At 56.6% G+C, this 26,063-nt stretch carries 23 protein-coding genes; 12 read left to right on the forward strand and 11 right to left on the reverse strand.

What is annotated here, in order from left to right; genetic code table 11:
- Positions 1-6 precede the first annotated feature (6 nt).
- The 5 genes from CHR62_RS03405 (at position 7) to uca (ending at position 7,989) form a co-directional block, all read left to right on the forward strand.
- A complete protein-coding gene (locus CHR62_RS03405) occupies positions 7-693 on the forward strand; it encodes an ATP-binding cassette domain-containing protein (RefSeq protein WP_123660023.1) in 687 nt (228 codons plus the stop codon).
- Complete coding sequence (fetB, locus tag CHR62_RS03410) at positions 683-1,477, forward strand: iron export ABC transporter permease subunit FetB (protein WP_123660024.1); 795 nt, start codon at positions 683-685, stop codon at positions 1,475-1,477. The genes CHR62_RS03405 and fetB overlap by 11 nt, the downstream gene beginning before the upstream one ends.
- 59 nt (positions 1,478-1,536) lie before the next feature.
- On the forward strand, positions 1,537-2,331 hold the full coding sequence (gene hisN, locus CHR62_RS03415) for a histidinol-phosphatase (RefSeq protein WP_093970708.1): 795 nt from the start codon (positions 1,537-1,539) through the stop codon (positions 2,329-2,331).
- 183 nt (positions 2,332-2,514) lie between these two features.
- Positions 2,515-4,356: an allophanate hydrolase gene (gene atzF, locus CHR62_RS03420; RefSeq protein ID WP_123660025.1), complete on the forward strand. Its 1,842-nt coding sequence runs from the start codon at positions 2,515-2,517 to the stop codon at positions 4,354-4,356.
- Positions 4,357-4,368: 12 nt separating this feature from the next.
- Positions 4,369-7,989, forward strand: coding sequence for an urea carboxylase (gene uca / locus CHR62_RS03425; RefSeq protein WP_123660026.1), 3,621 nt, complete (start codon positions 4,369-4,371; stop codon positions 7,987-7,989).
- A 32-nt stretch (positions 7,990-8,021) separates the two neighbouring features.
- Here uca and CHR62_RS03430 read toward each other — a convergent pair whose 3' ends face one another.
- Entirely contained in the window at positions 8,022-8,516 is a 495-nt protein-coding gene (locus tag CHR62_RS03430) for a MarR family winged helix-turn-helix transcriptional regulator (RefSeq protein ID WP_093970711.1), read from the reverse strand.
- Positions 8,517-8,705: 189 nt separating this feature from the next.
- On the opposite strand from CHR62_RS03430, the gene CHR62_RS03435 reads away from it, so the two are divergent.
- The 7 genes from CHR62_RS03435 to CHR62_RS03465 are packed head-to-tail and all read left to right on the forward strand — an operon-like array spanning position 8,706 to position 15,333.
- A complete protein-coding gene (locus tag CHR62_RS03435; protein ID WP_093970712.1) occupies positions 8,706-9,698 on the forward strand; it encodes a VOC family protein in 993 nt (330 codons plus the stop codon).
- A 9-nt stretch (positions 9,699-9,707) separates the two neighbouring features.
- Positions 9,708-10,853, forward strand: a complete 1,146-nt coding sequence (locus CHR62_RS03440) for an NAD(P)/FAD-dependent oxidoreductase (RefSeq protein ID WP_123660027.1) — start codon at positions 9,708-9,710, stop codon at positions 10,851-10,853.
- A 42-nt stretch (positions 10,854-10,895) separates the two neighbouring features.
- Positions 10,896-12,083 carry an amino acid ABC transporter substrate-binding protein gene (locus CHR62_RS03445; protein ID WP_093970714.1) on the forward strand — a complete coding sequence of 396 codons (1,188 nt, stop codon included), beginning with the start codon at positions 10,896-10,898 and terminating at the stop codon, positions 12,081-12,083.
- 5 nt (positions 12,084-12,088) lie between these two features.
- Positions 12,089-12,973 (forward strand): branched-chain amino acid ABC transporter permease, encoded by an 885-nt coding sequence (locus CHR62_RS03450; RefSeq protein WP_093970715.1) that lies wholly within the window; start codon positions 12,089-12,091, stop codon positions 12,971-12,973.
- An 11-nt stretch (positions 12,974-12,984) separates the two neighbouring features.
- A complete protein-coding gene (locus CHR62_RS03455) occupies positions 12,985-13,887 on the forward strand; it encodes a branched-chain amino acid ABC transporter permease (protein WP_158609082.1) in 903 nt (300 codons plus the stop codon).
- The gene (locus CHR62_RS03460; RefSeq protein ID WP_123660029.1) at positions 13,884-14,615 is read left to right on the forward strand and encodes an ABC transporter ATP-binding protein; all 732 of its coding nucleotides are present in this window, start codon (positions 13,884-13,886) and stop codon (positions 14,613-14,615) included. The genes CHR62_RS03455 and CHR62_RS03460 overlap by 4 nt, the downstream gene beginning before the upstream one ends.
- Positions 14,608-15,333, forward strand: a complete 726-nt coding sequence (locus CHR62_RS03465; protein WP_123660030.1) for an ABC transporter ATP-binding protein — start codon at positions 14,608-14,610, stop codon at positions 15,331-15,333. The genes CHR62_RS03460 and CHR62_RS03465 overlap by 8 nt, the downstream gene beginning before the upstream one ends.
- 126 nt (positions 15,334-15,459) lie before the next feature.
- Here the strand turns inward: CHR62_RS03465 and hutI are convergent, their stop codons facing one another.
- The 10 genes from hutI to CHR62_RS03515 all read right to left on the reverse strand — a co-directional run bounded on the left by hutI (position 15,460) and on the right by CHR62_RS03515 (position 25,909).
- The gene (gene hutI / locus CHR62_RS03470) at positions 15,460-16,692 is read right to left on the reverse strand and encodes an imidazolonepropionase (protein WP_123660031.1); all 1,233 of its coding nucleotides are present in this window, start codon (positions 16,690-16,692) and stop codon (positions 15,460-15,462) included.
- A 79-nt stretch (positions 16,693-16,771) separates the two neighbouring features.
- A complete protein-coding gene (hutG, locus tag CHR62_RS03475; protein WP_123660032.1) occupies positions 16,772-17,578 on the reverse strand; it encodes an N-formylglutamate deformylase in 807 nt (268 codons plus the stop codon).
- Positions 17,579-17,602: 24 nt separating this feature from the next.
- A complete protein-coding gene (locus tag CHR62_RS03480; protein WP_123660033.1) occupies positions 17,603-18,985 on the reverse strand; it encodes a formimidoylglutamate deiminase in 1,383 nt (460 codons plus the stop codon).
- Positions 18,986-19,031: 46 nt separating this feature from the next.
- Positions 19,032-19,643: a HutD family protein gene (locus CHR62_RS03485; RefSeq protein ID WP_123660034.1), complete on the reverse strand. Its 612-nt coding sequence runs from the start codon at positions 19,641-19,643 to the stop codon at positions 19,032-19,034.
- A gap of 42 nt (positions 19,644-19,685) precedes the next feature.
- Positions 19,686-21,401 carry a urocanate hydratase gene (gene hutU / locus CHR62_RS03490; RefSeq protein WP_093970723.1) on the reverse strand — a complete coding sequence of 572 codons (1,716 nt, stop codon included), beginning with the start codon at positions 21,399-21,401 and terminating at the stop codon, positions 19,686-19,688.
- Positions 21,402-21,458: 57 nt separating this feature from the next.
- The gene (locus tag CHR62_RS03495; RefSeq protein WP_093970724.1) at positions 21,459-22,163 is read right to left on the reverse strand and encodes an ABC transporter ATP-binding protein; all 705 of its coding nucleotides are present in this window, start codon (positions 22,161-22,163) and stop codon (positions 21,459-21,461) included.
- A complete protein-coding gene (locus tag CHR62_RS03500) occupies positions 22,156-22,953 on the reverse strand; it encodes an ABC transporter ATP-binding protein (protein ID WP_123660035.1) in 798 nt (265 codons plus the stop codon). The genes CHR62_RS03495 and CHR62_RS03500 overlap by 8 nt, the downstream gene beginning before the upstream one ends.
- Positions 22,950-23,813, reverse strand: coding sequence for a branched-chain amino acid ABC transporter permease (locus tag CHR62_RS03505; protein WP_233574851.1), 864 nt, complete (start codon positions 23,811-23,813; stop codon positions 22,950-22,952). Before CHR62_RS03505 ends, CHR62_RS03500 begins: the two co-directional genes overlap by 4 nt.
- An 11-nt stretch (positions 23,814-23,824) precedes the next feature.
- On the reverse strand, positions 23,825-24,688 hold the full coding sequence (locus CHR62_RS03510) for a branched-chain amino acid ABC transporter permease (protein ID WP_093970726.1): 864 nt from the start codon (positions 24,686-24,688) through the stop codon (positions 23,825-23,827).
- Positions 24,689-24,748: 60 nt separating this feature from the next.
- Positions 24,749-25,909 (reverse strand): ABC transporter substrate-binding protein, encoded by a 1,161-nt coding sequence (locus CHR62_RS03515; RefSeq protein ID WP_123660036.1) that lies wholly within the window; start codon positions 25,907-25,909, stop codon positions 24,749-24,751.
- Positions 25,910-26,063 lie beyond the last annotated feature (154 nt).

Consider the following 26,063-nt stretch of genomic DNA (forward strand, 5'->3'; position numbering starts at 1 on the left):
CGCCCGATGACCGATAACGTGTTCGAACTGTCGGGCGTGACGCACGCCCGACAGGGCCGCGAAGTGTTGCACGACATTAACCTGTGCTTGGCGCGTGGGCGGCCGGTGTGTCTGGTGGGTGCCAGCGGTAGCGGCAAGACATCCTTTTTGCGTCTACTGAACCGACTCGAAACTCCCGCTGAGGGCCGCATACTGTTCGATGGCAAACCTATCGAAGACTACCCGGTGCGCCGTTTGCGCACACAGGTGGGGTTTGCGTTTCAGACGCCGGCCATGTTCGACGGCACAGTGCACGACAACCTTGCCGCAGCAGTCAGGTTTTCAAAAGGTAAGTCGGCTCAAGACGATCACGAACGTATGCTGCGTGCCCTTGAATTGGCCGAGTTGTCGGGCGACTACCTTGAGCGCCCCGCCGATCAGTTGTCAGGCGGTGAAAAGCAGCGCGTTGCGCTGGCTCGCACCCTGATGACGGACCCGGCAGTCTTGTTGCTCGACGAACCTACTTCGGCGCTTGATCCTGATTCCGGAGCTCGTCTGATTAACACCCTCAAGAATTTATCTGACGCCGGAATGACCATCATTATGTCGACGCATCGCTTGGGCGAAACCGAGGCGCTGCAGGCCGATGTGGTGGAGTTTGATGCCGGTCGTGTGGTGACACACAAAACGGCGAAGGAGCGTAATGTCGATTGAGCGAGCGATAGATCTGGATTGGATCAACCTGGCCATGGCATTGCCGCTGATTTTCGTGGCCATTGGGTTGTCGTGGTGGCAACGCCTGGGTTTGGGCAAGAGCCTCATCATTGGCACTATTCGAGCGGCTGTTCAATTGCTGCTTATCGGCCAGATTCTGGTCTGGCTATTTTCCACCGAACGCTGGTATCTGGTGCTTGGGGTGCTGCTTGTCATGGTGGTGACCGCGACCTTCTCGGCCACGGGCCGGCTCGATGCCGTCGGGTCGCGCGCCGGCTTGCGGTGGTTGTGTGGGGGCGCCATCTTGATTGGCTCGGGCCTGACCATGGCCTACGTTGATTTGCTGGTGGTGCACATTACGCCCTGGTACGACCCCAGATACCTTATTCCCATATTTGGCATGATTGTGGGTAATGCCATGAACGGTGCGGCATTGGCGGCAGAACGCTTGCGATCGGAATTTCAGTCGCGACGCGATGAGATTGAGGCTTGCCTCGCTTTGGGTGCCAGTCCTGCACAGGCGTCGGCAACGGTCGTGCGACAGGCAATGCAGGCGGCGATGATCCCTACTATTAATGCGTTGGCGGTGGTCGGTATAGTGTCGTTGCCGGGTATGATGACGGGGCAAATTCTGGCGGGCGCCGACCCAACCCAAGCCGTCAACTACCAGTTGGTCGTGATGTTTATGCTCACGTCTGCGACGGCCATTACCGCTATTTTAGTAACCTTGTGGTATCGCAATCGCTTTTTCAGTCCCGACGAGCAACTGGTAATGCTGGATTAAAGCGCCTTGCTTCCTCGTGATCGCCTCACGGTAGCCTTTCTGTTTTTTATCTTTGTACTATGTCTCTTAGCACTGACCAACTCAACGAATATCGGCGCTTTGCCGAAACGCTGGCCGACGCGGCTGCCAAGGCGATCATGCCTTATTTCCGGGCGCCCCTGCCGGTACAAGACAAGGGCGGCAAATTGTTCGACCCGGTAACCGAGGCCGACAAGGCAGCCGAGCGTGTGATGCGCGAATTGATTCTTGAGCACTACCCAACGCATGGCGTAGTGGGTGAGGAAGAAGACAACGTGGCCGGTAGCAGTGGGTTGACCTGGGTGCTCGATCCCATCGATGGTACGCGCGCCTTTATTACGGGTATGCCTTTGTGGGGTACGCTGATTGCGCTGAATGACGGCAACCGTCCGGTTCTGGGCGTCATGAATCAGCCGTACACTGGCGAACGCTTTGTCGGTGCGCCAGAGGGCGCCTGGTGCAATGGTCAGGCGCTTAAAACCAGGGCATGCGCCAGCATCGCGTCAGCACGCTTGATGTGTACGTCCCCGCAGATTTTTGATAATGAACAGCAGTTGGCGGCATTCAATGCCGTAGCCGAGCAGGTTCAGTTGTTACGTTACGGTGGCGATTGTTATGCCTATTGCATGCTGGCGTCGGGCCATGTCGATGCCGTTATCGAGGCGGGCTTGCAAACTTACGACGTGCAGGCTTTGATTCCTATTATTGAAGGCGCCGGCGGCGTCATGACTGCCTGGGATGGCGGCGATGCGCAGCACGGCGGGCCGGTTGTCGCTGCAGGTGATCCGGTCTTGCATGCGCAACTAGTTGCGCAATTGTCGGCTGCAATGCGGTAGTCGTTGGTTCGGCCAAATGCACCTTTATGGTGCAGTCGCCAGTGTCGGCAAGCCGATCGTTGTGGTGCGGCGGTCGCGCACCGTGGGATAACACCACGCCAGGTACAAATAACACTCTTCAATAATTAGTGGCATGTATCTTGCTTGATAACACCTGTTTCCACAAAAACCGGGTGTCGGATCATGCTGCTTGAAACTTCCAGGTCATTGATAACAAAAGGATGGACGATCGCCCAGTGGCAATCTGTCTATCGGCAGGCGTCCGCGTCGCCGTCCGAGTTGCTTTCTGAATTATTGAGCAATTTGTCCGACAATGATCCGGCGTGGATCTCAGTGGCTGGCGCTGATCAATTGGCAGGGCAGCTTGACGCGCTGGCGCGTCGTTTAGCGGATGTAAACGGCGATATGTCGGCCTTGCCGTTGTATGGGGTGCCTTTTGCGGTAAAGGACAATATTGATGCCGCGGGTTGGACGACCACGGCGGCTTGTCCTGCATTTGCTTATACCGCGCGTGACGATGCGCATGTCGTGGCCCTGTTGCGCGGTGCCGGGGCCATTCTTGTGGGCAAAACCAATCTTGATCAGTTTGCCACTGGTTTGGTTGGTACCCGTTCACCCTACGGCTGCGTCCCCAATTCATTCGACCCAAACTATATCAGCGGCGGTTCCAGCTCGGGCTCGGCCAGCGTCGTAGCAAGGGGATTGGTGCCATTTGCGCTGGGCACCGACACTGCGGGCTCGGGGCGCGTGCCCGCTGCGTTCAATAATATTGTGGGCCTCAAACCTACCCGAGGTTGGGTCAGTAATCGCGGGTTGGTGCCTGCGTGTCGGACGCTGGATTGCATCACAGCTTTTGCGCTCACGGTTGAAGATGCGTCGGCTGTTGTCTCGTTCTTTAGTGGTTACGATGCGGCCGATCCGTTTAGTCGTCCCCAGCCGACGCGTTTGCCTGTTCATTTTTCGTGCAAACCTGTGCTGGCGGTACCGGCTAATCCTTGGTTTGATGGCGACAAGCGGGCTCAATTGCATTTCGAGACCAGCCTGCGGCGACTGAAAGATATGGGGGCTACCCTGGTCGATATCGATTTCACGCCATTCAGCGAGCTGGCGCAGTTGCTTTACGCCGGCCCGTGGGTTGCCGAGCGGTATGTGGCGATAGAGCACATGATGACCGAGCAACCTGAGGCCGTTCATCCGGTAGTCCGGGGCATTATTGAACAGGCTGGTCGTTACAGTGCAGCAGATGCCTTTCGCGCTGAGTATCGTCGCGCTAATCTTGCCCGTCAGATTCAGCAGGTACTTGCTACGGCAGATGCCCTGGTGGTGCCGTCAACGCCTTCCATCTATACCATCGCGCAAGTCTTGCAGCAGCCCGTTGCCTTGAATTCTGCACTAGGCACCTATACCAACTTTACGAATCTGGCTGACTTGTGTGCGTTGGCTTTACCGGCCGGGTTGCGTAGCGACGGCCTGCCTGCAGGCATTACCTTGATTGCACCCGCCTGGCACGATGCAGCACTGGCTGATTTTGGTATGCGCTGGCAAGTCGCAAGCACGACCCCACCGGGGGCGCCGGGGGTATGGCAACACGAATGGCCGCTGTCAGTGTCGTCCGGCAATTCGCTTGGTAGCAGTGACGAGATTATGGTGGCCGTCGTCGGTGCGCATTTACGCGGCATGCCTTTGAACCATCAACTGACCTCGCGGGGCGCACGATTCGTCGAGGAAGCGAGATCTAGCGATGACTATCGTTTGTATGCCCTGGCAGGCACGATTCCGCCTAAACCCGGCTTGAAGCATGTGCCGGGTTCGGGCGCCCAAATTGCGCTGGAGCTGTGGGCGTTGACGCCACAGGCTTTTGGTGAATTTACGGCTGAAGTGCCTGCGCCGCTGGGGATTGGCAATGTCGTGCTGGCCGACGGCCGTTGCGTCAAGGGGTTCATATGCGAACCCTCGGGGTTTGAGGATGCGCTGGACATCACCGCTCATGGCGGTTGGCGCAGCTACGTTAAGCACGCGAAGTAGCGGAGGCACATCATGTTTCATACCGTACTTGTCGCCAACCGTGGCGAAATCGCAGTCAGAGCTATCCGAACGCTGAAGCGGCTGGGCATCAGGAGCGTGGCGGTTTACGCCGACGCTGACCGCAATACCAGGCACGTCCAGTTGGCTGACGAGGCTATTGCGCTGGTAGGCGACCGGCCCGTCGATACCTATCTGAATATCGAGAAAATCATTGCCGCTTGCCGCAAAACCGGTGCACAGGCAGTGTTTCCGGGCTATGGTTTTTTGTCCGAAAGTATGGCGTTTAGTCAGGCTTGCGTTGACAACGACTTGGTCTTTATTGGTCCGACCGCGGCGCAAATCGAGGCGTTCGGGCTTAAGCATCGGGCGCGCGAGCTGGCACGGGTAGCCGGGGTACCCATGACGCCAGGCACCGGTTTGCTGGGCAGTCTTGAAGAGGCGCTGGCGGCCGCACACGACATTGGCTACCCCGTCATGCTCAAGACCACAGCCGGTGGCGGTGGCATTGGTTTAACGCGTTGCGACACGGCCGAAGCGCTGGGCAAAGCCTATGACAGCGTGCAGCGCTTGGGCGAGACTTTTTTCCGTGACGGTGGTGTTTTTCTGGAGCGCTTTGTTGACCAGGCACGACACGTGGAAGTCCAGATTTTTGGCGATGGTGACGGCAAGGTTGTAGCGCTGGGAGAGCGCGATTGCTCGATACAACGCCGTAACCAGAAATTGATCGAAGAAACGCCCGCACCGTGTCTGCCTGCTACCACGCGTCAGGCGCTGCTTGATGCCGCCGTCATGCTGGGCAGGTCAGTCAATTATCGTAGTGCCGGCACAGTCGAGTTTATTTACGATGCCGCGCGCGACGCTTTTTACTTTCTTGAGGTCAATACGCGTCTTCAAGTCGAGCATCCGGTGACCGAGGCCGTCACTGGTCTTGATTTGGTCGAGTGTATGTTGCGTGTTGCGGCGGGTGATCCGCTGGACTGGACTGCGTTGTCGCGAGCACCGCAGGGTGCGGCGATTGAAGTGCGGCTGTATGCTGAAGATCCCCTTAAGCAGTTTCAGCCTTCGCCTGGTACGTTAACCGACGTTTATTTTCCAGAAGAGGTCCGCGTTGATGGCTGGGTGGATACCGGCACTGAAGTCACGTCGTTTTACGACCCCATGCTGGCCAAGTTGATTGTCTGGGGTGACGATCGCGCCACAGCTATTTCGCGTCTGCAGGCTGCGCTGGCGAAAACTCGTATTCACGGCATTGCCACTAACCTAGACTATCTGCGCCAAATTGCAGGGGCACCGGCATTTGCCCAGGGTCAAGTCAGCACTCAGTTTCTGGGTAGCTTCGAGTACCGGCCCCCTGTCATTGAAGTGATCGCGGCGGGCACGGCCACCAGCGTCCAGGATTACCCGGGGCGCGAGGGGTTCTGGGATATTGGCGTGCCCCCGTCAGGCCCGATGGACGATTTCGCCTTCAGGCTAGCCAATCGTCTGGTCGGCAATCATGACAAAGCCGCGGGGCTCGAGGCCACCTTGATCGGACCAACTTTACGTTTCCACACCGATGCCGTTGTAGCCCTTACCGGCGCGGCAATGGCCGTTACGCTGGATGACGACGAGTGCCCGATGTGGAGTGCGTTTGACGTCAGGGCCGGCCAGGTCTTGAAGTTTGGCAAGGTGTTGTCGGGCTGCCGGACATACTTGGCCGTACGTAACGGCATCGATGTGCCCGAGTACCTGGGGAGCCGATCGACGTTTGCCCTGGGGCAGTTTGGTGGGCATGGCGGCAGGGTACTGCGCGGCGGGGATATGCTGTCGGTATCCCAGCCCGGTTTACCCGCGTGCACGACACCGGCACCTGTCGCCGCACCTTCACGGCTGGAAACGCCGCTGGTGCCTACATACGGCAGTCGGTGGAGCATTGGTGTGTTGTATGGCCCGCATGGTGCCCCTGACTTTCTCGATCCGGCCGCCATCGAGATGTTCTTTTCCACCGATTGGCAAGTGCATTACAACTCGAATCGTCTGGGTATTCGCCTGATGGGGCCTAAGCCCACCTGGGCACGGACCGACGGCGGCGAAGCGGGCTTGCATCCGTCCAACGTGCATGATTGCGAATACGCCATTGGTAGTATCAATTTTTCGGGCGACACACCCATTATTTTGACCAAAGATGGTCCTAGCCTGGGCGGCTTTGTGTGCCCGGTTACCATCGCCAAAGCCGAGTTGTGGAAAGTCGGTCAGGTCAAGCCGGGCGATTTGATCCGCTTTCATCCTTTGACTTACGACCAGGCGGTGTTGTTGCAGTTGCGCCAGGAAGAGGCCATTGCAACTTTATCTGCCCCCCCAGAAGGTATTGCCAGTGTGCCCGTAGCGCAGGCCGACGCCTTGGCGTCCACCATTGTGGCCCAGTTGCCGGCGCAAGGGCATCATCCACGGATTACATATCGGCAGGCGGGTGACAGCTATTTGCTGCTGGAGTACGGCGACAACGTACTTGAAATCGCCTTGCGCCTGCGTATCCATTTGCTGATGCAGCATCTGGCGCAGCACCCGATAGCGGGGGTGTTTGAGTTATCGCCCGGGGTGCGTTCATTGCAGGTACGATACGACAGCCTGAAAATTCGTCAATCCGATCTGGTCGACCGGCTGCTGGTCATCGAGGCACGTTTACCAGACGTTAAAACCGTTTGCGTGCCGACTCGGGTTGTGCATTTGCCAGTTGCCTGGGAAGACACCGCAACGCTTGACGCTGTCCAGCGGTATCAGGAAACAGTGAAGCCCGACGCCCCTTGGCTGCCCAACAACGTTGACTTTATTCAACGCATCAATGGTCTGGCGCATCGTGATGAGGTACAGAAAACCTTCTTCGACACCAGTTATCTTGTCATGGGCCTGGGCGACGTGTACTTAGGGGCGCCGTGCGCCGTACCCCTGGACCCGCGTCACCGTTTGCTAACGTCAAAGTACAACCCGGCCCGTACGTTTACTGCTGAAGGCACCGTGGGCATTGGCGGGGTTTATATGTGTATTTACGGTATGGACTCGCCTGGCGGTTATCAGTTGGTGGGGCGTACCGTGCCGATCTGGAACAAGTTCTTGAAGAACCCCGTGTTCCATAAGGGCAAACCGTGGTTATTGCGCTTCTTTGACCAGGTGCGTTTCTACCCGGTGTCAGAGGTTGAGTTAACCCGGTTTCGCGAAGACTTTCGTGAGGGCAGGGCGGTGGTGCAGATTGAAGAAGAGGTCTTCGATTACGCCGCCTATCAGCAGTTTCTTGACGACAATGCCGATAGCATTGCGCAGTTCAAACAACGTCAGACGCAGGCGTTCGCCTCGGAAGTTGCCCGCTGGCAAGTTGATGATGTCGCCGTGCAAGAGGCGCCGGCTGTGTTGGACTCAACCGTCAGCTTGACCAAGGGGCAGTCGCTGATCGAAGCCGATTTGTCGGGCAATATCTGGAAGGTTCAGGTCGTCGCAGGGCAGCGCGTCGTCGAGGGCGAGACGCTGTTGATCGTCGAGGCCATGAAAATGGAGGTGCATGTTACCGCCCCAGCGGCCGGGCGCGTCGACCGAGTTGTGTGCGCATCAGGGCGGACGGTTAATGCCGGGGATCCGCTGGTGGTATTTGCGGCTGATTGATAGTGCTGGTGAGCAGCTGGCCGGCTTGCTATTTAAGTTTCTTGCATGTGGTTGTCCATGCGTATCAGGACATCGCACAATTGTGAGCGCTCTTCGTTCGACACTACTTCGAGTGCCCGAGTCATGATCTGGTGCGCTGCCGGCCAGGCTTGTTCGTAGTGTTGCTTGCCTGTTTTGGTCAGGTAAACGCGCATATAGCGGCTGTCGTCTTTATCTTGTTTGCGTTGTACCAGCTTGCGCACTTCCATTTGGTCGATCACCCGGCTTAGCGCAGGTTGGCGCATAACGATACTGCGCGCAATATCGCCTATTTGTTGGCCATCTTTCTCGAAAAGCACCTGAAGTACGCGGAAATGAGCGTAAGTCAGGTCTAGTTTGCGCAGCACAGAGTCGCGCAATTCTTGGTCCATTCTGAAAATAACGCAGGCCATGCGGAACGCAATGTTCTGTTGCAGGCTCCAGTCTTCGTCACTGAGTTGAGGGGTTGAGACTGGTTTTTTGGTCTTGGTGCGTTGTGTGGTTGCCATGTATGGAATCACTGCCCGGGTTAAACGAAAGCGCCGTCAAAAGTGTAGGCGGCTCTGATCCTCTTACGATTTTAACGGTTCTGGTATTGGTGTAATCACTAATTATATTACATTACATATGTATTGACATGACAAAACATGATTCTTATAGTGTCCTTGCATGGATTGATTTCAGCGAGGAGATAAAGAATGAGTACAGCAGCAAACGTAACCGAGCGTCAGCGTTACTTTCGGCCGCGGCGCCTGGGTCACGTCAACCTTTGGGTAGACGATCTGGGCACGTCCGAGCGCTTTTACAGCGAAGTTTGTGGACTTAATGTTGAGTTTTCCGAGCCCGACCTGGTGGCCACTTTTTTGGGAACCGGTCATACCCCTCATGACTTGGGCATGATTCAGAAAACAAATGGGGTAGACCGATACGGGCGAGATGGTTTGCTGCAACTGCCTGGCACGATCGGGTTGCACGCAGGCTTGAACCATCTGGCATGGGAGCTAGAAAATGAGGCGCAACTGATTGAAGCCTTCAAAAACCTGAAGGATGACAACATTGAAACAGACATTACTGTTGATCATCAGGTCGCGCATAGCGTGTATATGTTCGACCCAGATGGCAATTACAACGAGTTTTACTGCGACACAGTGAAGGACTGGCGCAATGTTCTCAATGGCCCGATGGAGTTGCTGACCAGTCATTGGGACCCTTTGTCTGCCGAGGGCTTTACTGAAGGGCGTTACGAGAATAACCCCGTGCTCAAGACTGTAGAAGGTGCGCCTGTTCAACCATGGCGACTCACGCATGCCACGTTGCAGACATCAGATGTGGCACGTTTGGTTGATTTCTATACGAACGTCGCTGGCCTGAAGGTTGTAGGCGAAGAGGCCGGTGCTGTTTATTTGGCCGCTGATCTTGAGGCGTATGAGTACAACCTGGTTTTGGTGCCACATAGCCACGCGGCTTATCACCATGCGTCGTTCCAGTTAAAAGATGACGCCGCGTTGGCGTCCGCAAAAGCTGCACTGTCCCAAAAGGGAGTTGCGCTCGTCAATGAGGTCGATCTGCCTTGGAAGCGAAGCATTTTCCTTAAAGACCCTGACGGGATGTTGAGCGAGTGGTATGTGGTGGGTAAAGAAAGCCGCCGGCTTGAGGCGCGCGGAAATGTCGATTTGGCGATGGCGGTGTAGGAGTCGGGTATGAGCAAGAAACTACATGCAGTAATTTCAGGTGGTGGTATTGGCGGTCTTGCGACAGCGGCGGCCATGGCACAGCGCGGTTGGGACGTTACGGTATATGAACGGCAAGATGCCTTGCGTGCGGTAGGGGCGGGTATCTATATCTGGGAAAACGGGCTTCGCGTGCTTGAGGCGCTCGGTGCCTACGAGGAAGCTACTGCGGGCGCGTTCCGCGGGACGCACTTTGAGCAGCGAGACAATTTGGGGCAGGTGATTGAGTCGGCGCGTATCGAAGAGAGCAAACGGTTGTTGACTGTTCCTCGCAGCGCCTTGCTGGACGCGTTGAAAAATGCGTGTTTACGTGCGGGCGTCAAAGTCGAGACACGGGCCGAAGTCATTGGTGCGACCGCCAAAGGCGAGTTGTTGTTTGCGAACAATCAGTCTGTCCAGGCTGACCTTGCCATTGGCGTTGATGGTGTGTGGTCGCGGGTTCGATCTTCGTTAGGTCTTGAGTTATTGCACGAGCAGACGCGTGAAGGCGCGCTGCGTACCATGATCCCGGCCCAACCGGGCGATTTTGGACCCGAAGATACGGGGAAATACATCGAGTGCTGGAATGGCGACCGTCGCTTTCTTATCACGCCAGTCAGTGAAAAGGAAACCTATCTGGCCTTGACCTGTCCTCACGATGACGAGAGAGGCCGTTCGATTCCTGTAGATAAAGCGCTCTGGGCAGAGGCGTTTCCGCAATGGAAGCACCTGATCGATCGCATCGGCGCGGCCCCGGTGAATTGGGGTGTTTACAGCATCACACGATGTACAGCTTGGTCAGCCGGGCGCGCCGCTATTCTCGGCGATGCGGCACACGCGCAACCGCCAAATTTGGGCCAGGGGGGCGGGATGGCCATGCAAAACGGACTTTCGTTGGCTGTTCACCTTCAGGGGCTCACAGACAGACGGGACATTCCTGACGCACTTGAGCGCTGGGAGCGAAAAGAGCGTGAGTTGACTGAGCATTGTCAGCGTTGGGCCATTCTGTATGGTGAGGTTACTTATTTGCCAGACGAAATCCGGACGCGAGTGATGCGTAATGCGATGAGTGATCCATGGCTCGCAGGACAAGTCTTCCGGGCAGCCAATCATTCCCCTACCGGCACCACCGATTAAGCAGTTGACCGTCACACCACAGGATATCAACAGGAGATAAGCATGAAAACAATGAAGAATCTCGCGCGTTTGGCGCTGGCGACCCTGACGCTTTCAGTGACCGCAACTTCGTTTGCGGTAGAACCGGTAAGGATCGGGTTTGGCATTTCAAAGACTGGCGAGCTCGCGCCAACTGCGGCGGGCCCTTTAGCAGCTTATGAGTTATGGCGAGATCAGGTTAACGCTCGAGGTGGATTGGACGTAGCGGGCACTAAAAGGCCTGTTGAGTTTGTCGTTTACGACGATCAATCCGACGGCGGCAAAGAGGCAGCCATCTATGAAAAGTTGATTACCGATGACAAAGTCGATTTGCTATTGTCACCCTGGGGCTCTCACAATCACTTTGCCATTGTCGGCGTGCTCGAAAAACATGGCTTTCCGATGGTTGGCAGTACAGCGTCATCCCAGCAAATCCGTTCTCTGAAGGCGAAAAATATCTGGTTCCCCACATCGGCGATTCCAGATAAGCACGGGGTGGAAATGGCGCGCATGCTCAAAGAGATGGGTGTCAAGACAGCAGCCGTCACAACGGTGCAAATTGGCTTCCCAATGGAAAATCGCAAAGAGCTGTTGCCGGCGCTGAAGGAAGCAGGCATCAAAGTTGTGCTTGATCAACAGTATGCCCCTGGCGTTAAAGACATGACGGGGATTCTGGCTGACATCAAGCGTTTGCAACCCGATGCGGTGATCAGCTTGTCTTATCCGCCAGACGCCATCCTTTACATGCGTGGTGCGCGTGAACAAGACATCAAAGCACCTTTCCAGTTTTTGCTGGTCGGGCCCACCGCGGCGTTCTTCAGCAATATGTTCGGGAAGAATCTCGACAACATTGTCACTATGGGGCACTGGTCACCCGAAAAAACTGATTGGCCGGGTGCTCGTGAGTTCTTTGATGCCTACAAGGCGAAAACTGGTGAGACACCTGATTACCTTGATGCCGTGTTGACGTACGTTTCTGCACAGATTCTGGAGCAGGCTGTGGCCAAAGCCGGGCTCGAGAAAGACGCGTTGCGCAAGACAATCTCGAGCGAAACGTTCTCGACTATTAATGGGCCCATCCGATTCAATGGTGTACAGAACGATGTAACCCCGACGATGTTCCTGCAATTTCAAAACGGTGATGTACAGATTATTCATCCACCAGAAATGGCTACGGCTAAATTCCAACCTAAAACTCAGTGGGAAAAATAAGCGTCATGGCGAGCTTGTTCTCCTTTGAGCTCCTGATCGCAACCTTGGCATTGGCTTCGGTCTATGCCTTGGTTGCGCTGGGGTTGAATCTGATTTATGGGGCCATGCGGCTATTAAATGTGGCGCATGGGGAAATCATGATGCTAGGGGCATATGTGACTTTTTGGCTGTTTACAGCATACAAAGTATCGCCCCTGGTATCGATGTTTGCTGCGATGGCGGCTGCCGCTGTCCTTGGGTGGCTTTGCTATGAGTTGTTGATTCGTAAGTTGTCGTCCACACCTGCGTTGGTGCAACGCATCGAAGCCAACTCTTTGTTGGTGTTTTTCGCGCTTTCGGTGATTTTGCAGAACTTGGGCGCATTACTTTTTTCAGCCAATGCACGTAGTTACAGTTATATGGAGTCTTTGGTGCAAATTGGCGATGTCAGCATTGCATTGAACAGGCTTGTCATTATTGCCGTGAGTGTGCTGGCAACAGTCATGGTTATGTCTTTCCTGCGCTTTGGCACAACGGGTTTGGCTATCCGCGCCTTGATTCAGCAACGCGACGCGGCGTCGTTGGTTGGCGTGCATGCCGATAAGGTCAACCGCGTTATTTTTTGTTTGGGCTTTGCGTTGGCTGGGTTGGCAGGTTCATTGGTCAGCATGGTAGAGAGCATTACGCCCTTTTCAGGCTTTCCTTTCACCATTGCCGCATTTTTCGTCATTATCCTGGGTGGCTTGGGCTCGATTGGCGGAAGCGTTGTGGGTGCTATTTTGCTAGCTTGTGTAGAGGTCTACGGTTCTGCGCTGACATCACCTGCTTATCGTTCTATTTTGCTCTACGGGGTTTTCATTTTGGTTCTGTTTGTTCGTCCTCAGGGCTTGTTTGGCAGGAGATTGACATGAGGCGCTTGCGTATGACGGACCTTACCGTGTGGCTGGCGCTGCTCGCGGTATTCGCTGTTTTGCCCGCTGTATTGGGTACGTATGGTCAAGGCGTCATGTTCCAGCTGTTCGCCTGGATTGCGTTAACCGCAAGTTGGGTCGCGTTTTCGGGTATGACGGGTTATATCTCATTGGGTCATGCAGTGTTTTACGGCCTTGGCGGGTATGTAATGGCACTGAGCTGGATGACGTTGCCGTTGTGGGTTGCACTGCCGCTTTCCGCTGTCGTTGCCGCTGTGTTTGCGTTTTTGGCGGGCTTGCCTTCCTTGCGTGTTCGCGGTCCTTACTTCGTCATTCTTACCTTTGGTTTGGCCGAGTTTGTCAAATTCATCGTGATTGCGATTGAGTCCTCGTTAGGGATGAGCGGGCGTTTGCTGTTGGGTGCTCCTGATGTCAGCGTCCTCGTATACGCGATGCTCGGTCTGGCGGCACTCGCGGTTGCGTTGGTTATGGGCTTGCGACACTCGCGCTTGGGGATGGCGTTGTGGTCGGTACGGGAAGACGAGGTTGCCGCCATGACATTGGGTGTGCCGGTGACCAAAGTAAAACTTCTGGCGTTTGTATTGTCTGCTGTTATTCCTGCAATGGTTGGTGCGCTGGCCGTGCTTAGGTCAACATATTTTGAGCCGATGCAGATGTTCAGCCCCATTACTTCGTTCACGATCGTCACGATGGCCATTATTGGCGGTAGCGAGCGTCCTGCAGGGCCCGTACTTGGGGCCGGCTTCATCATGTTGTTGTCAGAGATCTTGTGGTCGCGTGCTCCCGAGTTCTACATGATGTTGCTTGGCGTGCTCTTGCTAGGTTTTGTGTTGTTTGCCCCTGATGGCATTGTGGGCAAATGGCAGTCGCGTCGTCGAGGTCAAGTTGTATGAGTGAATTTTTGAAAGTTGAAGGTCTGACTCGGCGGTTTGGTGGCGTTGTTGCGGTTCGCGATGTCAGCTTCCACATGAACGAGGGCGAGATTCTGGGGCTTATGGGGGCGAACGGCGCCGGGAAGACAACCTTGTTTTCGATGATTGCCGGTAATGTTGCACCCAGCGAGGGCTCCATTTACTTCCGTGGCCGTGGTGTTCCGGCCCGGCCTGATGAAGCCAGCCAAATGGGCATTGCGCGTACTTTCCAGATCGTGCGGCCGTTTCCCCAAATGAGTGTGCTCGAGAACTGTATGGTCGGCGCTCTTTACGGCCACCGTCGTCTAAGTGATTTGCAGTCGGCACAAGACGTTTGCTTGTCGCTTTTGGAAGAGGTTGGGTTGGCGGCTCAGGCCAATAAACCTGCCGCCACCTTGAATCTGGCGAGTCGAAAACGGCTTGAAATTGCGCGTGCGTTGGCGACAAAGCCGACGTTGTTACTGCTTGACGAAGTGCTTGCCGGCCTGAACGCAACAGAAGTAGATGCCGCACTTGAGTTAATACGTCATGTGCAGGAGCGATATTCGTTGAGCATCATCATTATCGAGCACGTCATGAAAGTTTTAATGCGGATGAGTGACCGTATTGTTGTGCTGCACGAAGGCCGAAAACTTATGGAAGGTGTTCCGGAGGCTGTCGGAAAAGACGAGCGGGTAATCAATGCGTATCTCGGGGAGCAGCATGGATAACATTCTTGAGGTCAAAGATTTGTGTGGTGGATATGGCGAAATTCGTGTCCTGAAAGGCGTTTCCGTTTCTATGAAGGAAGGAAGTGTCACTGCGTTTGTGGGCAGTAATGGCGCTGGGAAAACAACACTGATGCGTTTGTTGGCTGGCTTGATCCCGGTTTCTGAAGGCCATGTAACGTTGAACGGTACTGTTTTAAATAAACTGGCTCCGCCCGACCGATTGGCGCTGGGACTGTCTCTGGTACCCGAAGGGCGCATGGTGTTTCCAGACTTCACGGTTGCGGATACGCTGCGAATGGGCGCATACGCACCCCATGCTCGCGAAGGTTGGCGAGATCGTGCCGAGCAAATGTATGAGCTTTTTCCGCGTTTGCGAGAACGCAAGAGCAGCCAGGCCGGCTACTTGTCGGGTGGCGAGCAGCAAATGTTGGCGCTGGCGCGAAGCTTGATGTCCAAACCCCGCGTCTTATTGCTAGACGAACCGACTTTGGGGTTGGCACCGGCAATGGTCAAAGAACTGTTTTCTATTTTGTCCGACATTCAGAAGACTGGTGTGACGATTGGTCTGGTCGAGCAGAATGTACATGCCGCCCTGAGTATGGCTGACTATGCTTATGTTTTTGAAGACGGTCACGTAGCGTTTGAGGGCATCGGTTCGGAGATGTTAGCCTCGCCAGCAGTAAAAGCCGCTTACTTGGGGATCGACGACGCTGCATAGCACTGGTTCGAATAGACTTCGTCACCAGCGCGATAACCCATGCCACGGCCTGAAATGTTCAACCTCCAGTGCGATGCCTGTGGGCACTGGCACGGGGTGTCGCACGACGCAAGCACTCAGAAACAATTACCCCCGCAGCGTCCCCCGAAACACCACCCCCGCGCACGGATTAAACCCAATCGCGTAAGCCAGATCACCCGGCCGATCAATGCGCCATAACGCGAAATCGGCCGATTTCCCCACCGACAGCGTGCCCGTTTCCTCTGCCAGCCCCAATGCCTGAGCGGCATGACACGTCACGCCCGCCAACGCTTCTTGGGGCGTCAAACGAAACAACGTACAGGCCATATTCATCGTCAACAACAACGAGGTCATCGGTGACGTACCTGGGTTGCAGTCGGTCGACACCGCGATGGGGACACCGGCCGCCCGCAACGCCTCAACCGGTGGAAGCCGCGTTTCGCGCAGCGTATAAAACGCACCAGGCAGCAGCACAGCGACCGTTCCCGCTTGCGCCATTGCAGCAATGCCCTTGGGTGACAACCATTCCAGATGATCTGCCGACAGCCCATGAAACGCCGCCACCAGCGATGCACCATCTTGGTCCGAGAGTTGTTCGGCATGCAGCTTCACCGGCAAACCATGCCGTTGTGCAGCCAAAAAAACCTGTTCGGTTTGTTCACGAGAAAACGCAATGTTCTCGCAGAATGCATCGACAGCGTCTACCAGGTTGTCTTCGACCAGCGTATCGAGCATGTCGTGGCACACCAATTCCAAGTAGTCGTCAGCCCGCGTTTTGAATTCTGGCGGTATGGCGTGCGCCCCCAAAAATGTCGTGCGCACGCGCACATCAAGTTGTTCGCCCAACCGGCGGGCCACACGCAACATTTTGGCTTCTGTGTCCGTATCCAGCCCATAGCCCGATTTGACCTCCAGCGTTGTGACTCCCTCGGCCAATAAAGCTTTCACACGTGGCAAACTTGCGTCAAACAATGCATCTTCGCTCGCGGCCCGCGTGGCCTTGACGGTGGATACAATACCGCCACCCCGACGCGAAATTTCTTCGTACGGCACACCATTCAGGCGCGCTTCGAACTCGTCGCTGCGGTTACCGGCATACACAATATGTGTATGGCAATCGATCAGGCCCGGGGTGATCCAGCACCCATGGCCGTCGTGTTGCCTGACGGCAGCGTGCCCGGTGGGTAAATCGGAACGCTTGCCTAGCCAGGCTATCCGCCCGTGCTTGACAGCAATAGCTGCATCAAGAAGTTCGCCATAGCCCGTGCCGGGCTGCATCGTGGCCAGGTGGACGTTCAGCCAGAGGTCGTCCCATGCATTGTCAGCAGAAAGTGTCATCGTGGCCTCTTTTTGGACTTGAGCGTATGAAAGATATGAAATGCGTGCTGCGCCCGAACGGTGCGATAGCGCTGAAAAACTAACCTTGTTGCTTTGCCCAGGTCAGCATTTGCGACAAGAATGCGTGTAATGTCGGCCGAACCTGATTGGCCAGTGTTTCGTCGAACCCATAGGGGTAAGCTTCTTGCATGTAGGTGGCTTCGGAAAGCTCAAGCTGTATGGCGTGGATATTTTCTTGGGGTCTGCCGTAGTTTCGGGTAATGTAGCCCCCCTTGAAACGGCCGTTGACGGCCACGGTGTAGCCCGAGCCATCGGCAATGGTCTTAACCTGTGCCAAAAGCCCGGGGTCGCAAGAGGCGCCGTTGGCCGTACCAATATTCAGGTCGGGTAGTTTGCCTTCAAAAAATCGGGGTACTACCGAACAGATCGAATGTGCATCCCAGAGTAGGGCAACGCCGTGTGTTGCTTTCAGCTGGCTGAGCGTTTGAGACAACTGGTTGTGATAAGGCGTCCAGTAAGAGGTCACCCGTCGTTGGATTTCGGCCGCATCGGGTTGCGCATCATTGCCATAGATGGGGTCGCGATGGAAGGTGTCGACTGGGCACAAGCCGGTCGTGTCTTGGCCGGGGTACAGATTTTCGTCATCTTTAGGGCGGTTCAGGTCGACGACATAACGCGAATGTGTCGCCACCAGCACCGAGGCGCCTAGGGCGGCCAAGAAATCGTATAGTTGTTCAAGGTGCCAGTCGGTATCTGGCAGGCGCAGCGCTTCGGGCGTCATGCCGGCCTTGATGTCGTCGGGGATATGCACGCCAACGTGCGGCATGGAGACCAGCAAAGGCGTCGTGCCCTGATGAAATTTGAAGGCGGGGACTGTATTGCTCATGATGAATTCCAGATAAAAAAGACCTTAAGCGGTCAATAGAATTGACAGCGCTTTGCGATAGCGATCGGTTACGGCCGCTTGCTGTACATGGGTGCCTTGGCGAACGCGCCATTGGCCCGCCGTCATGACATCGGTGATCAGGCCGTTACCGTGCCTGGCAAACACAAAGCTGTCTAATAACGCATTGCCTTTTTTGCCGGTCAGGTCGGGGTGGCCGGCGTCAAGCACAAGGGCGTCGGCCCGCTGGCCAACGGCCAAGCCGGCTACCGGTCGCGCCGCGGCACGGGCGCCGCCTTTCAGCGCTTCGGTAAACAAGTGGTGTCCCACCGAGCCATCAGCGCCGGCGGCCAACACGTTTCTTTGTCGGTGCAGCAGCCGTTGCGAATACTCATAAGATCGCAGCTCTTCGGCGACATCAACCATGATGTTGCTGTCAGATCCTATCCCCCAGACACCGTTTGCGTTTTTGTAGGTAATGCCGTTAAAGATACCGTCGCCCAGGTTGGCCTCGGTCGACGGGCAAAGGCCAACCACGGCGCCGCTGCGAGCGACTGCTGTAGTTTCTGCATCTGTCATGTGGGTGGCGTGCACCAGGCACCAGCGCGAATCGACATTGAAGTGGTTGAGCAGCCACTGCACTGGGCGCTGGCCGTAGTGCGCCATACAGTCATCGACCTCTTTGGTTTGCTCGGCAATATGGATGTGAATGGGCGCATCGGGGTTGAAGGTGGCCAGGCTATCGAGTAGTTCTTGCAACGATGCCTGAGACACGGCACGCAACGAATGCGGTGCTATCCCGTATCGCAGTCCCGAATGTTGAGGGTGCTGGCGTTGCAGCGTGATCAACGTGTTCAGCATCCAATCGGGCGAATTCAGAAAGCGGGCTTGGCCGTTTGATGGCGGAGCGTTGCCGAACCCTCCGTACTGATACATGACCGGCAGCAGCGTTAAGCCCATGCCGGTTGCCTCGGCGGCTTCCACCAGACATTGCGCCAGCAGGGTTTGATCACTATAGGGCAGTCCGCCGATATCGTGATGAATGTAATGGAACTCGCAAACCGACGTGTACCCGGCTTGCAGCAGTTCGACATACAGCTGACTGGCTACGGCCTTGAGCAGATCGGGGTCGAGCTTTTGTGCAAAGGCATACATCAGGGTGCGCCAGCTCCAGAAGCTGTCTTGTGAGGCCGACCTGTATTCGGTCAACCCGGCCATGGCGCGCTGAAAAGCGTGGGAATGAAGATTGGGCATGCCGGGCAGCAGCACGTCGACAACGGGCCACGCTGGCTGGGGTTGCGCGCTGTCGGGCAGCACGGCGGTCAGCAGACCCTCGGCATTCCATTCCAGGGTGACGTTGTTAGCCCAACCCTGTGGTAATAAAGCAGTTTTAGCGAATAGACCATTCATAAGGTCATGTCTCGTATGCGGCAGTGTTGATGGGTGTCGGCGTGGTTTAGGCAGTGCCGGAGGGCGGTTGGCTTGCTTGTATGCAGGCCACCAGTATCAGACCGTCGGGCTGTGTGGGGCTGGCACGCACATGCGTTGCCTGGTCGGGTAAAGGCACGTAATCGAATGTGCTCAGTGTGATCGTGTCGGTGGTTGCGTCAGCACGCTCGACAAGAAGCTGCCAGGCGCCTTTTAGACAGAAGACCCGATACGTTGTACCTGGTGCGCAAGGCCAGGCCGACGCTGCTGACTCGGCCTGAATGCGCCCTGCCGCTTGGCCACGGCGCAGCATCAGGTTCAGGTCTTGCACCGGCCCGTTCTGCAGCGTGGCATGCAGCGAACGTTCGCCTGCAAAAGGGTAGGGTATGCCGTATTCCAGGGTTTGCCGTTCGCCATCGTTAAAGTTCAGGTTGACGCCCGACCCCTTAACTAGGGTAATGATGCGATCGACGCCGTCGAACGCCGAAAAGTCACCCGCTTGCTCGATGTCGGCCAAGCTGATGCGCCAGACAAAATTATCGAAACCCGCCCCTGACGGGAAGGTTTCGATTTCGCGCGTTTGGCCCTGGCCATTACGCCAGGGCACGGGGGGCAACTGAAGAACATTAAGAACGCTCATGGCTGACCTTGATGGGGGGTCTGCATGGTTGAACACCCGCGATTATTTGATCATGGGCAGTTTAAGACCGTGCTTTTTGGCGCACGCAATCGCGGCTACGTAACCGGCATCGGCATGGCGCATAACACCCGAACCGCAGTCGTTGATCAGCACGCGGGCCAGGCGTTTCTCTGCCGCGTCGGAGCCATCGGCCACAATGACCATCCCGGCATGCTGCGAATACCCCATGCCGACGCCGCCCCCGTGGTGCAACGAAACCCAGCTCGCGCCACCCGCAGTGTTCAGCAGGGCATTGAGCAGGGGCCAATCAGATACCGCATCGGTACCGTCGCGCATGCTTTCGGTTTCTCGGTTGGGGCTGGCCACCGAGCCGGTGTCCAGATGGTCGCGACCGATGACGATAGGTGCTTTCAGCTCGCCCTTGCGTACCATTTCGTTGAAGGCCAGACCCGCCAGGTTGCGTTCGCCCAGGCCCAGCCAGCAAATGCGCGAGGGCAGCCCCTGGAACGCGATGCGCTCTTTGGCCATGTCGAGCCAGCGGCCGACCGCTTTGTTTTCCGGGAACAGTTCTTTAATTTTGGCGTCGGTCTTGTAGATGTCTTCAGGGTCGCCAGACAAGGCTACCCAGCGGAAGGGACCTTTGCCATCGCAGAACAGGGGGCGGATATACGCCGGAACGAAGCCGGGGAAGTCGAATGCATTTTTTACCCCAGCGTCGAACGCGACTTGGCGGATGTTGTTGCCGTAGTCGACCGTAGGAATGCCCATGGCGTGGAAATCGAGCATCGCCTGGACATGGTCAGCGCAGGACAATGTGGCTTGCTTGACCAGTTCGGGGTGCTGCGCGGCGTCTTTCTGGGCGGCTTTCCATTGCTCGACTGTCCAGCCTTTGGGCAAGTAGCCATTGATAAGATCGTGGGCCGAGGTTTGGTCGGTGACTAGGTCGGGGCGGATGCCCCCGGCTTTGGCGCGGCGAACCAGTTCGGGCAAAATTTCGGCCGCGTTGCCTAGCAGTGCGATAGAAATGGCTTCTTTGCGCTCGGTATGGTGTTTGATCAAGGCCAGCGCATCGTCTAGATCTTTGGCTTGCTTGTCGACATAGCGCGTACGCAAACGAAAGTCGATGCTGCTTTGCTGGCATTCAATGTTTAGCGACACCGCGCCGGCCAGTGTAGCCGCCAGCGGCTGTGCGCCGCCCATACCGCCCAGGCCCGCCGTCAGAATCCAGCGTCCGGCCCAGTCGCCGTTAAAGTGCTGGCGCCCGGCCTCGACAAAGGTTTCGTAAGTGCCCTGAACAATGCCTTGGCTGCCAATGTAAATCCAGCTGCCGGCGGTCATTTGGCCGTACATGAACAGGCCTTTGCGGTCCAGCTCGTTAAAGTGTTCCCAGGTGGCCCACTTGGGCACCAGGTTCGAGTTGGCGATCAGCACCCGTGGTGCGTCGGGGTGGGTTTTAAATACGCCGACCGGTTTTCCTGATTGCACCAGCAGCGACTCATCGTCTTCAAGGTCGCGCAGCGAAGCCAGAATCTGGTCATAGCACTCCCAGTTGCGGGCCGCGCGGCCGATGCCGCCGTACACGACCAGGTGCGTCGGGTTCTCTGCCACCTCGGCGTCCAGGTTGTTCTGGATCATGCGATAGGCGGCTTCGGTGACCCAGCTTTTGCAGGTTTTTTCGCTGCCGCGGGGGGCGCGGATGACGCGGCTGGGGTCAATGCGGGGATCGGCGAGGGGGTGGTTGTCTTTTGGGTTGTTCATGATGGCATTCCTTCAGAAACAGGCATAACAGCAGTTGTTGTGGTGTTGGGCCTAGCGTTAGTGCAGGCCCAGATAAGCAGCGACCAGGTCGGGGTCTTGGGCAGCGACTTGGGCGCTGCCCTGCCAGACCGTACGCCCAGACTCGAGCACGCAGATGTCGTCTGCAATTTTCAGGACACGGTCAGTGTTTTGTTCGACCAGCAAAATCGCCATGCCTTTGCCCTTCAGGGCGTCGAGTGCGTGGTAGCAAAGGTCAATAACTTTAGGCATTAGACCCAGCGAAAGCTCGTCGATGAGAATGACTTTCGGTCGGGTCATCAGCGCGCGCCCGATGGCGAGCATTTGTTGCTCGCCGCCTGACAGGTTGCCCGCCAACGACGTTAGCCGTTCGCCCAATCGGGGAAATAGCGACAGTACGAAGTCGCGGTCTTCGGCAAAATCGCTTTTGGGGCGGATCAGCCCGCCAACCCGCAGGTTGTCTTCAACGCTGAGGTCTTTGAACAAGCGCCGCCCTTCGGGCGAAATAGCCAACCCGCGCCGGACGCGTTCGTAGGCCGGCAGTTGGCTGATGTCTTCGTCGTTGAAAACAATACGACCACCGTTAAGTTGGACGTGGCCGGCCAGGCACATGAGCGTGGATGACTTACCGGCGCCGTTGGCACCCAGTAAGCCGGTGATCGTGCCGGGGCGCAGCGACAACGATATGCCGTGTACGGCTTCGAAGGCGCCGTAGCCACAAGAAAGATCTTTGATATCAAGCATGGGCGTCTCCGGTTTCGGTATCGCTGGCTTCGGTACTTTCGGCCCCAAGGTAGGCCGCCCGTACGTTGGGCTGGGCCATGACTTCGCGCGGCGCACCACTGGCGATTTTTCGACCGTTGTCGAGCACGACCAGGCGCTGGCAGATACGCATGACTTCGCTCAGGTTGTGTTCGATAAGAATGATGGTGACGCCTTGCTGATTGACCTCGGCAATGGTGTCGGCCAGGGTACGCGCCTCTTTTGAGTTCAGCCCGGCCAGCGGTTCGTCGAGCAGCAACAGTTCGGGGTCGAGCGCCAGCGCACGCGCCATTTCCATGCGCTTGAGCACGCCTAAGGGCTGGATGCCCGGCATTTGGTCAGCCAGGTGCGCGATGCCCACGCGTTCGAGCATGGTTAGGGCACGAGTGCGTTCGGCCTGGTCTGAAACATGCAGCAGGGCTTTAAGGGGTGATTGCGTGTAGCGGCTGCCGGCCGCCAGTGCGACGTTGTCGAGGATGGAAATTTCGCGAAATGGCCGGACCAGTTGTTGCGACAGCGACAGGCCTTTGCGGATGCGTTGATGAACCGGCAAGTTGCTGATATCTTTGCCATTGAGGACGACGCGACCAGCAACGGGCTTCACCACGCCAGTGATGCTGCGCATGGCGGTGGTCTTACCCGCCCCGTTGGGGCCGATCAAGCCGAGAAGCTCGCCGCGCTCTGCATTGAATGACACGTTGTCGACGGCGACCAGCCCGCCAAACTGGACGGTTACCCCGGACACTTCAAGCAAATGCGTGTGCTGTGTCATGCGGCACCTCCTGTGACGGGTTTATTGAACCGGCGCCACACAGCGCGAACGATACCTGCCACGCCGTTGGGCGAAAAACGCATCATCAGGAATAACAGCCCGCCGTAGACCAGCAGTTTGTAGTCGCCAATGACCTGGAACCAGGCAGGTAGCGCAGATAACACCGCAGCACCGAAAATGACGCCGGGTACCGAGCCGATGCCCCCGAATACGACCATGGACAGCACGGTGACTGATTCGATAAAGCCGAAGCTATCGGGACCAATGTAATTGAAGTGCTGCGCATACAAGCCGCCCGACAACCCGGCCAGCGCGGTGCCCATGGCAAAGGCGGCCAGCTTGTAGCGAGGCACGTCGATGCTGAGTACGCGCATGGTGTCTTCGTCTTCGGCAATGCCGTTGAACACCCGGCCCATCCAGGATTTTTTAATGTACAGGCAAAAGGCGGCAACCAGCGCGGCCAGGACGACGGCAAAAACCATGAATTCGGGCTTGCTGAAGCCCGACGATGGGAAGCCGGACAGGCCCATTTCGCCGCCCAGCCAGTCTTGCTGACGCACAATGCCCACAAACAAGAAGACGACGCCCATGGTGGTAATGGCCAGGAAGTCGTGTCGCACACGAAGGCTGGCCAGCCCGACGATAGCGCCGACTAGGCCCGCCAGCAACATGGCGACGGGCAAGGTCAGCAGGAAAGGCACACCGGCATTGCACAACGTGACCGAGGTGTACGCCCCGATGCCCAGAAACGCCGAGTGCCCTAAGCTGATTTGCCCGCAAAAGCCGGTAATGAGGTTAAGCGACAGCGCAAACAAGACGCTGATGGCCATGGAGGTAATAAGGGATATTTCGTAAGCCATGATCTGTCTCCTTAGCGCTTGGCAAACAGCCCCTGGGGCCGGATCATGAGAACCAGAATCAGGAAGGCGAAGGCGATGGCGTCACGGTCGACGAACTGGCTGAGGTAGATGGCGCCGAAGGCTTCGGTTACCCCAAGCACCAGGGCGGCCAGCAGGGTGCCGCGTACCGACCCCATGCCGCCCAGCACAATAATGGCCAGACCTTTGTACGAAGGCACGCTGCCCATGGTGGGCTCGACCAGATTATTGAGCATGCCCATCCAGACGCCCGCAAAGCCGGCCAATGCCGAACCGACGAAGAAGTTCAGGTCGCGTACTGTGCGCAGACGGATGCCGAACGATTCGGCCATTTGCGGATCGGTGACGGTGGCTTGGCAGGCAATGCCAATACGGGTCTTGACCTGCAGGTAGCCCAGCACGGCAATAATGGCAACCGTACTGAGTGTGGCCAGGATTTCGGCCTGCGAAAACTGTAAGCCGCCGAATAGGGGGATATGTTCTTGCAAGGGTTGAACCGCATACGACAGCCCCATGGCGCCGAACAAAATGCGGAAACCTTCTTCGAAGGCGATGTACAAGCCGATGGAGGCGATGAGGGCCACATAGGGCGGCTGTTTAAGAATGGGTTCGTAGCACAGGCGGTACATGGCGACACCGACCAGGCCAGCCAGCAACATGGCGGCTACAAAAGCCAGCGGCAAGCTGCCGGTGCTGTTATAGACCAGCACACTGACGTAGCCGCCTAATGTGAACAAGGCGGCGTGGGCAACGTGCAGGATGCGCAACAGTCCGTAGACCAGCGTTAGCCCCAGGGCGATGAGTGCATACAGACTGCCTTGCACCAGGCCTTGGGCAACGAGCTCGACAAAGAGCATGTTGACTCCAGATTCAGGAAGGGAAAAGAGGCCCCACCGAGGCGGGCGGGGCCGACGGGCTTACTTGCTGTCTTTGGTGGGGGCAGCCAGCAAGACAGGGTCGTGAATGACGGAGTGGCGTGCCCAGTAACCATTTTTGATGGTCTGGACCTGGACGTCTTTGTTGACTTCGTGCAGGTCGTTGAACTCGAGCTTACCGATGGGCATTTCGTATGAGCCACTGGCGATTGCGTCGCGCAGTTCTGCACCGCCTTTACCGCCTGTTTTTTTCAGCCCTTCGATCAGGATGGACATGGCGCTGTAAGTAGAGGCGGCCACCATATCGGCCCCGAAACCCGCTTTGGCGCGGAAGTCTTTCAAGAAGGCTTGTGTGACGGGTGATGCCGATTCGCGATCGAGCGAGGTGGTGACCAACGTGCCTTCTGCAGCAGGGCCGGCGATTTCAATGAACTTGTCGCTGTCGTAGCCTTCTTGGCCAATGATGGGAGCCGTGATGCCGGCGGCGCGCATTTGAGACACCAGCGGGCCTGCGTTGAAGAAATAGCCGGATGCGTAGATGACTTCGGGGTTATCGCTTTTTACCTTGGCGATAAGCGGGCCAAACTGGCGGTCTTTGATACCGTATTCGTATTCGTTGACGATGTTGAGATCGAACTTTGGTGCGGCGTCTTTGAAGCCGTTGGCCAGTGCCTGACCGAAGTCGTTTTTAAGGGTGACCAGAACAACGCGTTTTATGCCGAGGTTGTCGACCAGTTTTGCGCCGGCGCGGCCCTGGACCTCGCCCATGGAGGACACGCGGAACATGTAGTCGCCGGTGCGGGTGACGCTGGGGTCGATGGAGTAGGCGACCACATACGGTACTTTGGCGTTTTGGAAGATGCTGGCTGCTGCGCGTGTCGAGGCTGAATATGAGCCCGAGACGGCGCCTACAACCTCGTCTTTTTCCGTCAGTTTGGTGGCAGCCGGAATGGCGTCTTTGGGTGAGGCCTGGTCGTCGTAAACGATGAGATCTATTTTTTCGCCATTGATACCGCCGCTTGCGTTGGCTTTTTCAACGGCCAACTGTGCGCCGGTAAGGGCAGAGTTACCGTCGGCTGCGGCAAAGCCGGTAAGCGGTACGTTAATGCCGATTTTGATATCGGCCAACGCCGAGGTGGTGCCGAAAGCAGCGCATACGGCCAGGGCGAGTGAAAACTTGCGGGTAAGCGAATAGCGTTTCATGTTGTCTCCTTGGTTATGAAAATAAGTGTTTCGCTACACTTTTTTTTCTATCATAATTTGTCTATACAACTTTGCAAAGCCTATTTGCAAAAAAAATTTTCCGGGTGAAAATCCCGATCTTTTATTTATGCAGTGCCTGCCCGTCGGGGAATGG

The sequence above is a fragment of the Pusillimonas sp. NJUB218 genome (assembly GCF_003788685.1).
In the GTDB taxonomy this organism is placed as follows: Bacteria; Pseudomonadota; Gammaproteobacteria; order Burkholderiales; family Burkholderiaceae_B; genus Neopusillimonas.